9 protein-coding genes and 1 pseudogene are annotated in these 12,754 nt (G+C 62.3%); 4 read left to right on the top strand and 6 right to left on the bottom strand.

Going from position 1 to position 12,754, the window contains the following annotated elements; genetic code table 11:
* Positions 1 to 21: 21 nt before the first annotated feature.
* Complete coding sequence (locus tag IMCC21224_RS16370) at positions 22 to 1,545, top strand: tripartite tricarboxylate transporter permease (protein WP_047996251.1); 1,524 nt, start codon at positions 22 to 24, stop codon at positions 1,543 to 1,545.
* A 6-nt stretch (positions 1,546 to 1,551) separates the two neighbouring features.
* Positions 1,552 to 2,571 (top strand): Ldh family oxidoreductase, encoded by a 1,020-nt coding sequence (locus IMCC21224_RS16365; RefSeq protein ID WP_047996250.1) that lies wholly within the window; start codon positions 1,552 to 1,554, stop codon positions 2,569 to 2,571.
* A gap of 9 nt (positions 2,572 to 2,580) precedes the next feature.
* Here the strand turns inward: IMCC21224_RS16365 and IMCC21224_RS16360 are convergent, their stop codons facing one another.
* The 4 genes and pseudogenes from IMCC21224_RS16360 to IMCC21224_RS16345 form a co-directional block, all read right to left on the bottom strand.
* Entirely contained in the window at positions 2,581 to 3,840 is a 1,260-nt protein-coding gene (locus tag IMCC21224_RS16360) for an aminotransferase class V-fold PLP-dependent enzyme (RefSeq protein ID WP_047996249.1), read from the bottom strand.
* 24 nt (positions 3,841 to 3,864) lie between these two features.
* A complete protein-coding gene (locus tag IMCC21224_RS16355) occupies positions 3,865 to 4,329 on the bottom strand; it encodes a PaaI family thioesterase (RefSeq protein ID WP_053079008.1) in 465 nt (154 codons plus the stop codon).
* Positions 4,329 to 5,117: pseudogene (locus tag IMCC21224_RS16350) on the bottom strand (enoyl-CoA hydratase); the annotation flags it as partial. The pseudogene IMCC21224_RS16350 and the gene IMCC21224_RS16355, both read right to left, overlap by 1 nt.
* Positions 5,118 to 5,130: 13 nt before the next feature.
* Entirely contained in the window at positions 5,131 to 6,354 is a 1,224-nt protein-coding gene (locus IMCC21224_RS16345) for a CaiB/BaiF CoA-transferase family protein (RefSeq protein ID WP_047996247.1), read from the bottom strand.
* A gap of 118 nt (positions 6,355 to 6,472) precedes the next feature.
* On the opposite strand from IMCC21224_RS16345, the gene IMCC21224_RS16340 reads away from it, so the two are divergent.
* Positions 6,473 to 7,165, top strand: coding sequence for a GntR family transcriptional regulator (locus IMCC21224_RS16340; RefSeq protein ID WP_231582108.1), 693 nt, complete (start codon positions 6,473 to 6,475; stop codon positions 7,163 to 7,165).
* A 73-nt stretch (positions 7,166 to 7,238) separates the two neighbouring features.
* A complete protein-coding gene (locus IMCC21224_RS27900; protein ID WP_156178310.1) occupies positions 7,239 to 7,397 on the top strand; it encodes a hypothetical protein in 159 nt (52 codons plus the stop codon).
* Here the strand turns inward: IMCC21224_RS27900 and IMCC21224_RS16335 are convergent.
* Together IMCC21224_RS16335 and IMCC21224_RS16330 are read right to left on the bottom strand one after the other, a co-directional pair.
* Positions 7,394 to 10,780: an ATP-binding protein gene (locus IMCC21224_RS16335; protein WP_047996245.1), complete on the bottom strand. Its 3,387-nt coding sequence runs from the start codon at positions 10,778 to 10,780 to the stop codon at positions 7,394 to 7,396. The genes IMCC21224_RS27900 and IMCC21224_RS16335 overlap by 4 nt on opposite strands.
* Positions 10,777 to 12,747: a serine protease gene (locus tag IMCC21224_RS16330; RefSeq protein ID WP_047996244.1), complete on the bottom strand. Its 1,971-nt coding sequence runs from the start codon at positions 12,745 to 12,747 to the stop codon at positions 10,777 to 10,779. The genes IMCC21224_RS16335 and IMCC21224_RS16330 overlap by 4 nt, the downstream gene beginning before the upstream one ends.
* Positions 12,748 to 12,754 lie beyond the last annotated feature (7 nt).

Raw genomic sequence — 12,754 nt, 5'->3', positions numbered from 1 at the left:
CGTGTCGACTGGAGGAACTGAATGGATATTTTCGCCGATCTGCTGATGGGGTTTTCTGTCGCGATCACGCCGATTAATCTGGTGTATCTGCTGGTCGGTGCCATGGTGGGCATGATCGTTGGCGTCATTCCGGGGTTTGGGCCGTCAGCCGGGCTGGCGATTTTGCTGCCGGTGACGTTCGGCATGGATCCGATTGGCGCCATCATGATGCTGGCCGCGATCTACTATGGCGCGATGTATGGCGGCACGATCACGTCGATCCTGCTGAACACGCCGGGCGAAAGCGCGACCGTGGCCAGCACCTTTGACGGCTTTCCGCTGGCCAAACAGGGTCGGGCGGGTCCGGCGCTGGTGATGCAGGCGGCGGCGTCGTTTGTCGGTGGGACGGTGGGCGTGCTGCTGATTACTATCCTCGCACCGCTGTTTTCGCAGGTGTCGCGCAGTTTCGGTCCACCCGAATATTTCCTGCTGGCGTTCATGGGGATGTTGACGCTGATCGTGATGATCGGCACCAGCTGGAGGCTGGGCGTGATTTCGGCGTTGATCGGCTTTGCGCTGGGCACTGTTGGTGTCGATCTGGAAACCGGGCAGGGGCGATACACCTTTGGGTCGGCGGAATTGATCGGCGGTATCTATTTTATCCCAATCGCCATTGGCCTGTTTGGGTTGGGCGAACTGTTTTATGCCTTTTTCATCGGGCTGCACCGAACCGGCACTGGCGGTATCGTGCAATATGACAAGGAAAGCCGGTTCTGGCCGACGGCTGACGACTGGATCTCGACCCGGTGGACGATGGTGCGCGGATCAATCCTTGGCTTTGTGGTGGGGGTGATCCCGGGGGCTGGTGCGACAATTGCATCGCTTATGGCCTATTCGACGGAACGCTCGCTCTCGCGTCATCCGGAACGGTTCGGCAAGGGCGAGATGGCGGGACTGGTCGCGCCGGAAACTGCGAATAACGCAGCATCGTCCGGGGCGATGATCCCGCTGCTGACACTGGGCATTCCGGGGTCTGCATCCACGGCCGTCCTGCTGGCGGCGTTCCTGTTGTGGGGCCTGCGTCCGGGACCATTGTTCATGGAGCAAAACCCCGAGCTGGCGTGGGGTCTGATCGCGTCGATGTATCTGGGCAATATGGCGCTGCTGGCGATCAGCATCTTTGCGATCCCACTGTTCGTGCAGTTGATCAAGGTGCCGTATCGGATTCTGGGACCGGCAGTTGTGGTGATCTGCACTTTGGGCACCTTCAGCGTCCACGCGTCGTTCATCGAAACCTATTTGATGTTCGCGGCGGGTACGGCGGGGTTCTTTATGCGGCTCTACGGCTTTTCTCCGGCGGCGCTGGTGCTGGCGCTTGTCCTTGGACCGCTGGCCGAAGAAGCCTTGCGTCAGACGCTGACAATCTCACGCGGATCGTTCATGATCTTTGTGGAACGTCCGGCGTCGCTCTGGATCATTGGTATCACGGTGGCGCTGGTGATGCTGTTGCCACTGTTAAGCCAGTTTGGAAAATCTGCGGACGCAGCTGAAAAGGCGGGGAGCTGACGGATCATGCACATAGATGAGGCCACGGCCCTCAGGCTTGCAACCCAGGTGTTTGTGCGGGCGGGGGTTGCAGGCCGTGCCGCCTCAGATACCGCCGAAATCCTGACACTGGCCGAGATGATGGGCATCGGCACCCATGGGTTAAAGCGGGTGCCGTTTTACGCCGACAGAATTGCTGCGGGTGGGATTGACCCAGCGGCGGTGATACAGGCGCGTGCTCCAGCCCTGGCGATGCGGCATGTGGACGGTCAGAACGGCCTGGGTCCCGCCGTTGCACGGTACGCGCTGGATCAGGCAATGGACGCCGCGCGCCAGGCTGGCATCGGAATCGCCTTTTGTCGGGGCAGCAATCATCTGGGGGCGCTGGCGCCCTATCTCTGGATCGCGGCAGAGGCCGGGTTTGCCTGCCTCATGACCTCGAATACGTCACCGATGATTGCGCCTGCCGGTGGTCGTGCCCCGCAGATCGGGAATAATCCACTGGGGATCGGTCTGCCGAATCCGGGTGGCACATCTGTGCTGCTGGACATGGCGCTGTCCGTTGTTGCGCGGTCGCGTGTGCGTGCGGCGGCTGAGGCGGGTCGTGAGATACCAGACGATTGGGCCACCGACGCGCAGGGCTACCCAACACGCGATCCACTGGTGGCGGCGCAGGGATTGATGCGTGCCATTGGTGGTGACAAGGGCGCCAACCTTGCGCTTTGCCTTGATCTGCTGGCTGGCGGATTGTCGGGGGCGTCGATGCTGTCGGCTATTCCCAATTCAATCACCGCGCCGGATGTGGTGCAGAACATTGGCCATATGATCCTGTTGATCGACACCGCACGTCTGCTACCGGCCGACGCCCTGTCGGACAGGATGGCGGGGGCCGCGCAAGTGATCACGCAGACCGCGCCGATTGATCCGGTCACTCCCCCCCGGATGCCCGGCGCCCGAGCGATCCGCGCGCTTACGGTTGCGCGGCGCGACGGGCTGTTGTTGCCGCCCGCCCTGCTTGCCGACTTGCGCAAGCTGGCGGGCGAATAGTTACCGGGATCAGGTGGCCTGTTGGGTGATGTCGCGCATCACCTCGAGGAATTGCGCCACCTCGGCTTCGGTATTGTAGTGGCACATCGACACCCGCACGCAGGTTTCCAGCCCGATGGGATCTAAGATATTGCTGGAGTAGTGATCGGCCTTGCGCGTGTGGGTTCGAATACCCTTTTCGCGCAGCCGGGTCACCACTTCGGGCGCGGGCAGACCGGTGACGGACAACGACACCAGACCTTCGCGACGCGGATTGTCGATACCGCCAACGACGGTGACAGAGGGCATGTCGGCCAGCCCCTTGAGGTTGCCGGTGCCGTGCAACATGGCGTCAGTCAGGGCCTTTTCATGCGCATGGATCGCCTTGCCTGCGGCGACGATCCGGGCGCGGCGGTCGGTATCATCGGTGAACTTTCCGCCCAGCCATTCGAAATACGCCACCACGTCCGAGAAGGTGGCATAGGACCCGGTGTCGCGCGTTCCCATTTCCCACGGCTCGCCGGGCGCGTTTAGCAAATGTTCATGTGGCAGCGCCGCCAACCGGTCCGACACCCAGGCGACCCCGTAGCCATGGCGCGAGAACACCTTGTAAGGCGACACGACATAGCCGTCGATGCCGTAGCTCGCGATATCAAGCTGGCCGTGCGCCGCGTGCTGGATGCCATCCACGATGATAAAGCAATCGGGCGCCACCGCGCGGATCGACTTGGCAATGGCGGCGACGTCCACCCCCATACCGCTGACGGGCGAGGTGTGCAGGATCGTGGCGACCTGTGTGTCCGCCGTCAGTTCAGGTGCGTAATCTGCAACGTCGACTGATGCGGTGTTAGCGTTATGCGCCACCAGCACATGTGTCTTGCCTGCAATCTCGGCCCATTTATGTGCGGCACTGCGCGACGCGGGATGTTCCAGCGTGCTGCCCAGAACCCGGCCCGCAGGGGTGGCCACAGTGGCGGTACGGATCAGCCGGAACAGCAGCTCGGTGCCGCTTTCTCCGACAAAGAACTGCCCGTCCGGTGCGTTGAACAGGATGCGCATGTCAGCCTTGGCTTTGTCGATCATCGCGACCAGCGCATGGGCGGCAGGGTTGTCGCGGCCCTGATTGTCTGGAATCGCGGCCATCTTGGCCGAGGTCTCAACAACCGAGTTCAGGGTCAGCGCCCCACCCGCGTTTTCAAAAAAGATCCGCGGCCCGTCGAACGGGCACTGGTCCACATGGGCAAATCTTGCGCGTACCTCATCCATGAGGCCGGGTTTGGAGGTCAGCATCTCGATACTCCTAAAATACTGATGTCAGGGCATTTTCCAGGTGGCGGTGGCCAGCGCGGCCAGCTTGCCGTCGGGGCCGCTCAGGCGGCTTTCCATAAAGGCAATAGACCGCCCGCGCCGGACAAAGCTGCCTTCGCAGGTCACTGGCCCACTGGTCACGGGGCGCATGTATTGCACCTTCATTTCGATCGTTGCGCCGGGGCCCGCCACCTTGTTGACCAGATGCCCCATCGAAATATCCATAGCCGAGGCCATGGCACCACCATGAAGCACCCCCTGAGGGTTTCTGAGCATATCCGACATCTCGAATGTCAGGCGGCAGACCTCTTTGTCGGCATTTGCTGCGTCATGGGGCAGATAGTCAAAGCTTAGCCCCAGAAATCGCGCGAAAAAGAACGTTTCAAACGCCTGTTCGTGCTGCTCCAGCGCGCCCTCGAAATGGGCGCGCGCAGCGTCAGTGTCGATCCGTCGGGGGGCGGTGTCAGTCATTATTCGCCTATGAACTCGGGTTTACGCTTTTCCAGAAAGGCGCGGCGCCCTTCGATGTAATCCTTGCTTTCGAAGCAGGCGATCACGCGGGCCTCACATTCGGCGAGATCACGCTCGCTCTCGGGCTTGACGGTCTCGCCGACGATATATTTCACGGAACCAACGGTCATCGGGGCATTGGCGGCAATCATCAGCGCGGTCTCTTCGGCAACTTCGGCTACCTTGTCGTCCGCAACCACCCGATTGACAAGACCCATCGTGCGCGCCTCTTCGGCATCGAACCGGCGGGCGGTAAAGAATATTTCCTTGGCAAAGGATGGGCCAACCACGTTAACCAGCCGGTTGATGCCCGGAAAGCCATACCCGAGGCCAAGTTTCGCGGCCGGAATGGCAAACTGCGACTTCTCACCGCAGATGCGCAGATCGCAACTCAGTGAGAGTGCCACACCACCGCCGATGCAAAAGCCGTCAATTTGGGCAATCGTCGGCTTGGGGAAGGCTTCGATCAGGTCATAGACGCGTTTGGTTGCCGCGTTGTAATGCGCCACACCTTCGGCGCTGGCGCGCTCGGTCTCGAATTTCGAAATATCGGCGCCGGATACAAATGCCTTGCCGCCCGCACCCGACAGGATGAGGATGCGAACCGTCGGATCAGCGGCGAATTTGGTGGCTGCCGCTTCGACGGCTTCCCACATCTCCAGCGACACTGCGTTGCGCTTTTCCGGCTGGTTGAAAATGATGCGGGCAATCTCGCCCGACTGTTCGGTGATGATCTTGTCGGTCATGGGTCCGTCCGTTTGGTTAGATTGCGCCCGAGCTTTTCATCGCGGCGATATCGGCACCGCTATAGCCAAGCTCGGTCAGGATTTCGGCTGAATGCTGCCCCAGCAGGGGCGGGGGTGTTGCGATGCGGCTGGGGGTGCGGCTCATCAGGATGGGCTGACCAACAAGCTGCGTGTCGCCGCGTTCCTGACTGGTGACAGGCTGGGCCAAACCCAGATGTTGTACCTGCGGATTGGCAAAGACCTGACCAATATCATTGATCTCACCAGCGGGAATGCCCGCGTCAGTGAAAACAGTGATCCACGCCTCGGTTGTGTCGGTCGCGGTGATCGCCTCGATCTCGGCGCCCAGTGCGTCACGGTGTTCCGAGCGCGCTGGCGCGGTGGCATAGCGGTCGTCGGTCAGCCAGTCGTCGCGCCCCATGACTGCCGCGAAGCGCGACCAGATGTTGTTGCCCGTCACCGCAATATTCATATGGCCATCACTGGTCTTGAACACGCCGGTCGGGATCGACGTCGGGTGGTTGTTGCCCGCCTGTTTCGGCACATCACCGTCCATCAGGAACCGTGCCGCCTGAAAATCGAGCATGAACACCTGCGCCTGCAGCAGTGACGTCTGAACCCATTGGCCCCGCCCCGAGGTGGCGCGTTCAAACAGCGCGATCAGGATGCCCTGCGCGGCAAACAAGCCCGCACATAGGTCCGCCATCGGAATGCCCACACGCATCGGCCCGTTGCCCGGCGCGCCGGTGATCGACATCAACCCACCCATGCCCTGCGCAATTTGGTCAAAGCCCGGTCGATCCGCCAGAGGTCCGTCCTGCCCAAATCCCGAGATCGAGGCATAGATCAGCCCGGCATTGCTTAGTGATAGGGTGTCATAGTCGATGCCCAGCCGCTTTTTCACACCGGGGCGAAAGTTTTCGACGATGATGTCAGCGGTGTCTGCCAATTTGCGAAAAGCGGCCAATCCTTCGGCGGATTTCAGATCCAGCGACAGGCTGCGTTTGTTGCGGTGCAGGTTCTGGAAATCCGGACCAGACCGTGGCCCGCCAAACTGCGCGGTGTCCACCGGGGCCTCGATCTTGATGACGTCTGCGCCCCAGTCGGCCAGTTGCCGCACGCAGGTCGGTCCCGACCGCACGCGGGTCAAATCCAGCACGCGCAATCCTCTGAGCGCTGCGCTGGCCCCTGTTTCGTCTTTTTCGTGACCATCTGACGCGTATTGTGCAGGCTGTGCCATGCGGCCTCCTTGTGGATGGACTGCTTGATTTGGTGTAGGTCATAGCTGTGAGGATGACAATAAGAATGTTAATTGTTGACAAAAAAATGGCGATAACGGATCAAGTGAAACCATGACGATGAGCGCAAAACTGATAGGGCCGCGGCGGGCGACGCTGGCCGGAGAGGTCCGCAACGAGATCGAGCGGATGCTCGTGGACGGCGACCTTGTGGCCGGGGAAAAGCTGAACGAACTGGCGTTGTCGAACGCAATGGGCGTCAGTCGGGGCACAGTTCGCGAGGCAATCCGGTCACTGGTCGATTCCGGTCTGATTGACCTGATTGCCAATCGCGGCGCGTTCGTCCACGAGACAACTGTCGCCGAGGTGCGCAACCTTTACGATCTGCGCGGTGCTATCTTTGCAATGGCGTGCTCTTCGTCTGCGCAGCGTGTCGCCGAAGGGATCGAAACCGGACTGCCTGCGCAGTTGCAAAACAATCTGGATCAGATGCAAGAGGCGCACGGCCGCAACGATACCGAGCTTTATTACAAGCTGAATATCGAATTTCATGACATGCTGTTGGGGGCGGCTGGCAACCCCAAGGCCAAGACGATTTATGACAACCTCGTGCGGGAAATGCACCTGTTTCGCCGCCGTGGTCTGTCGATCGCCAGCAATATCGCGCGCTCAATCGCCGAACATCAGGTCATCAGTGCCGCCGTGACCAATGGCGATGTCGAAGCGGCCCGCGCTGCAGCACAGATGCACATCGTCTCTGGTCTGGCGCGATACATGAAGATCCTCGACAAAACCCCGGAATCGGAGGGCTAAGTCGCCGTGCTTCCCGGCAGTCTCTGGCAAGGCGGTTATCGCGGCGGTGCCTGGCTGAATTTGGTCCTTTTTAATGCTGGGCCATGACCGCAGTCTGGCGACAGCCCGCTCTGCTCTGATCCCGCCTGCGGGCATGGTGTCGCCGCTGCGGCAGTTCGTTCGGATCGTGGATCAGGACCTTTGGGGGATGGAGCATTTGCAACAGGCCCCTGCGCTGACCGAACGAGGCTAGGACGGCCAGCTCCAGCGACGGTCGAGCGCGTTAAACAGCCTGACCAGATCCGGCAAGCGCCGCGACGGCCCGGCGTCGTCAAGGTTTCGCACGAGGCTGGGCAACTGGCCACACAGGTCGATGATCCGCACCAGTTCAAGTACGGTGTCGTGCAGATCGCGGCGGTTGGCGCCACTTTTCTGCAAGGTCGCGATCATCGAATTGCCAAAGTCAGGCCAGAACCTGACCCGGCCCGCGATCCGTTCCAGCTCTGGCACCACGGTCGTCTCGGGTTCGGTCAGAATGGCGGCCGTGACGACCTCGTGTAGTTCAGGGGTCTGACCACGCGCGATTAGGTTTCTGAACTCAGGATCGTCCGGGGCCGGGTCAGGGGACACCATTGCCGCCACCAGCCCGCCATCAGAGAGCGTCGCTGTTCGATACATTTCGAACAGATCATCCGCGTTGACGCGATCCGGGTCCCCGGCGATGCTGACGAGGCTTCGGATCAAATCAATCCGCCGACCGCTTTTCTTGCCATCGTCGTGCAGCAGGACCTGCCCGGCGCCGTCGCGCACCAGCTCCAGGAACGTATGCGACAGATAGGGCTGCGAGGCCGAGGACAGCTCGACCCTGGTTTGTTGCGATGCCGCGCGAACCACATGTCGAAACATCGGCGACTGGCCCAGCATTCGCTGCATACGCAGGTTGACGACAACATCGCTGTAGCGCTCGACCCCCAGCGATCCAGCATCCGGATCATACAGAGTGCGGCGCGGTGCCAGTGGCCGGCACAGCATGTCGAGGTCAAAGAACAGCGCATCCGGCGAATAGATCCGTGTCCCCTTTAACGCCTCGGTATAATCCTGTGTGGCCATGTGCCGAAGCAGGTCAATTTCTTGCCACCCGGGCGGGGTCACGATCTGACCGGCCAAGGTCAGCCGCCACAGCCATGTTTCGTGGAACGGCACATCAAAGCGCAGCGGGCGCCCGATGTCGGGCCAGTTTGGCAGGCTCGCCAGAACGTCCCAGCCGACACGCGACACGGTGGCAAAATCCGCCTCGATAAAGGCGTTCCCGACCACCTGTTGCAGCTGAGGGTCGGTGATCATTTCCAATGCATCGCGTGACACGACCCCTTTGGCCCACGCCGCGATGGGGGACGGCGCGGCGGCGGACTGGGCGCTGTCGTCGAATGTTGCATCCAGCGCGAACAGGTCGCCGCCGCCGGGTATGTCACGGCCCGAAGCAGGTCCATCCGGCGCGAACGCGCTGCGCATGCCGGTCTGGCGGATCGATTTGCTTTCCGCTTCGAGGCGAACCGAGAATTGCAGATCCTCGGGCAGGGTTCTGAATTCGGCGTCGCTCAGGGCGCTGGCATCGGCAGAGTGGACCTTGAGCGCTGCGCGGGGGCCATCCTCCATCCGCGCCACCTCGTCCGCGCCGACATACGCCACGATGGCACGGGCCAGATCGGGCTGGCTGTACAGGAATTCTGTCTTGCCTTGCAGCAGGTGCAGATAGCCGGCCCGCGTTAAGTCACCGGTGGTTTCGTAGTGCTGCGTGGCGGCGTCGAGTACCCGCATAATCGTCGGATCACCCGAGGCCAGCATCATCGGCAACATCACCCGTCGCACATCGGGACGGTGGGTGATCATTGTCCCATCGCCAGGGCTGTCGACCAGCCAGACCTGCTGTCGCAGCGCGTCAAAGGCTGCCTGCGCGCGTCCCGGCGGGCTCAGATCGACACCGACCGCCGGTGCGATCACATCGCGCAGCATGTCCACCGTCACTTCGCGCAGCAGCAGGCCGGGATGGGCGAGGGCGCGGATATCGTCGTCGCTCATCCCGTCGGGCAGGTGGCGAACCCGCATCCGGGCCAGAAAGCGGCTGTAGAGGGTGCGGATCATCGCCTCGACATCGCGGCCACGCATCCCGCCGGTGTCCAGTTCCGCAATCAATTCGGCCCGCTCGGGCGGGTCCATGGCATTCAGATGCTTGCTTACCAACAGCAAGATCAGTGGATGTCCCCCGAGTTTGGCCGCCAGGTCAGCGCGCAAATCGTGGCTCAGGTCCGGTGCGCGCTGCCCCAAAAGCGCGACCGATGCGGCCTGGTCAAGTTCGGGCAAAGCCAGATGTGCGTCGAACCAAATGGCAAACCCCGTCGGCTTCCTGGGGCGAGCGGGGTCAGCGTCAGCGTCCGGCGTCTCTTTCGGCGCATCGGTATGTGTCGGCGGGCCGGTGCGGCCCGAGCAGATCAATGTGACTGGTCCCGAACGGTTCAGCATGCCCAGCCGATGTACCCACCCGATCAGCTGGTGAAACAACGTACTGTTGGGCAGCGTAACAAAGAGGTCGCGGTTGTCTTGGGCTGTGATTTCTTCGACCGTGTCGAGCACGACAATCATTGGCCGCGGCGCGCCTTCAGGCAGTGACCACAGGATGGTCTGGGTCTGCGACAACATGGTTTCAGCAAAACTCAGGGCGCTGTCACGGTCGGTTTCGCGGCGCAACAGGGCCTGTTCCTGGCGCATCGCGCGTAAATGCCCGGCAAGGGTAGGGAGCTGGGTGCCAATCTGGCGGGTGATCTCTTCGGTCCAGGCGATCGGGCCGCCATGGGCCAGCGTCATCTGGTCAAAGTCGAAGCGGATCAAAAGTGGCCGTGTCGGCAGCGCCTCAACCCGAGTGAACAGATCGGCGAGAAAGGCAGATTTCCCCATGCCGGGCGATCCGGTGACCAGCAGGGATCGCACCGGATGCGGGGGATCGGCATCGGTCGGCATAATTGGCGGCAGGATGGTGCCACCGTCCAGAAACCGCAGGACCGCCATACGCTCTGCCTCGCGACCGCATAGGTCGTCGGGCAGGATCTGCCGACGTCGGGCGTGGTCCGCCTCGATAGTAGAGCGCTCGCGCAGGGTTATTTCAAACTGCCGCGCTATCTTTTGTTGCGTTCCGTCGAGTACGCTCGCGGCAAAGCTCGCCGCGGCGATTGCTTCGCGTACAGCGTGTGCGCCGGTCTGATCAGGGCCAAGCCTGAGCGTTTTATCCCGAGGGACAGAACCTGTCAGGCAATCGCGCAGCACCTGAGCAAAAATATCGGCCTTGAGTGGCCCGCGCCGCCGCAACAGCCTGCCCATGTCGTCCGGGCGTTTGGCAAGCAACCGCAGCACCCGCACCCTGTCGGCATTGTGCATGCGCCACAGGATCTTTTCGTCGTGCAGCACCTCTTCGCACAGGGGGGCCAGCGCGGCGAGGGCCTGATGTTCCAGTCGCTGTTGGTGCGCGATCTGGGCTTTGGTCGGCGGATCATCCGGCTTGGTATCCGGATAGAGGAACCGCGATGGGGCAAAGGCGCCGGACAAAGCGGCGTGGTCAATCACGCGTTGCGCGAATGTGGTCATGTCGATCCCCCTTCGATCCCGCCGGCTGATCCCCTGCGGGAACGAAACGCCCCAAGCGCATGGACCGAAAGCAGCTCGTTCAGCGCTTCGATCACGCCGTGACCGTCGGCGGTCGGCGTGGGGGCGCTGGGTGTCACGGTGTTGCCAGCCGCATGACCAGCCAATGAATTCAACATCACCGACAGCCGCGGTGCAAACTCATCTGGTGGCATGCCTTTGGTCAGATGCGCTTCGAGCCAGTCGCGCAGATCGGCCGGGGCAGGGGCCGCTTGCAAATCTTCCTCCATCAGTACGGCGCTTCCCAGACCCATCAGCGCATCAAGCCGTTTCGGCAGCCCAACCAGAACCACTCGCAGGCGGGGTTCGCGGGCGACGCGCAGATAGAGGCTGACCAGAAAGCTGGACGATGGCCATTGTGTGCCGATCTCGTGCGCATCAATATCGTCAATCATCAGCCACACCACCTTGCCCGGCGCCGCCTCTTTGAGCGCATCCACCGTGCGATCCAGTAGCAGGCCCGCGGCATCCGCATCCAGCGTCGTTTCGCCCGAGGCACCGGGCAGGCCCGCCACCCGCTCCGGGTCGATGGCCGACACGATCCGGCTTGCGGTCAGGAACGGGTCGGGGTCGATCAGCGACGCCTCGATCACCACCACATGGTGGCGGTCGGGGGGCAGGCAGCTTTCTAGGATTTCGCGGGTATAGCTGCGTCCGATCCGCGACAGGCGCCGCATCTGGGCATCAGGCCGGGTCAGGACGGTAAGGATACGAACCGGCCCAAGTGCCGCGCGCGAGATCATATCCTGAAGCTGATGACGGCCAAGGATCGGCAGGTTGCGCCGCACATGCCAGCCAACGCGGCGCGGCATTGATTCGATGTCCTGATTGATCATGGTCAGGGCGTCGTCTGCGATCCGGCGCAGGGGCACGCCCCGGTTGACCCGCGCGCCGGCCGGGGCCTCGGGGTGGAACCCGGCGTCGTGCAGCGCCACCGGCTCCATCGAATCGCGCAGAACCAGCCCACCAGACGACCCATCCAGCGCATTGGCGAAATAGTAGACGCGGGCATGGTTCTGGCCGCCTCCTGCGTCGGGAAAGGCCAGGGCATCGGGGGGACGGGCGCGGTTGTTGGTCACCGATTTCATCGGCTGGCCGCGCGGGAACTGCCAGACCTGCATCGGCGTGTCAAAATCCGGCAGGTCGGGCACCCGCGCCAGATCGTACCAGCCGCGTGCGTCGCCGGGCCGCCCGTCAAGGCGCAGGATGGCATAGTCGAGATGTTGCAGCAGGGCCGCCTGACTTTCCGCCTGATCTTCGGGGAGCGACATGCTCTTGCCCAGCAGCCAGCCGATGCCGTCGGTCATCACCCTATAACTGCGCGGCTCGACAATTCGGCGCGGGCCGTGATGGATGTCAAACGCCACTGCGGGCTGTGGTCCGTCCTTCAGCGGGGTGCCGTCCGGGTTCAAAAAACTGCGGACCACGTGATAGTTGGTCAGGATCAGATGCGGCCCGATCAAAAAGCCTGACCCCAGTGGCGTATCCTCGATTGTGCCATCCCTAAGGGTGGTGCGGGACAGCACCATGCAGCCGCGCCGCATCGCCGCCAGCGATCCCGAGGAAATCACCGCTGCGTCCTGAAACCTTTGTTTGCGTTGCGCGATGGATTGCAGTTCGGGCCGGATGGCCACGTGGCTTGCCGCCGCCAGATCGGCGAACTTTTCAAAGATGAAATCGGCCAGCCAGTCGGATTCATTTGCGGCCACCATCGCCGCGCGAAAATCACGCCGGTCGCGGTCCGCCCCGGCTGGCAGCGGTTTGGCCGCGTTGGCGATCTGGGCGACGACCTTGAATTCATCTCCGCCATAGGCAAAGGCGACGTCATCATAGGCCCGCGCGAACACATCGCGCGACACCTTCAGCCCGCTTGCGATGCGTCCGATCTGCGTGCGCGATACCTCGCCCATGACAGCC

The sequence above is a fragment of the Puniceibacterium sp. IMCC21224 genome, from assembly GCF_001038505.1.
GTDB lineage: Bacteria > Pseudomonadota > Alphaproteobacteria > Rhodobacterales > Rhodobacteraceae > Puniceibacterium.
The sequence above is the reverse complement of the archived record's forward strand: the minus strand, read 5'-3'. Positions and strand labels throughout refer to the sequence as shown.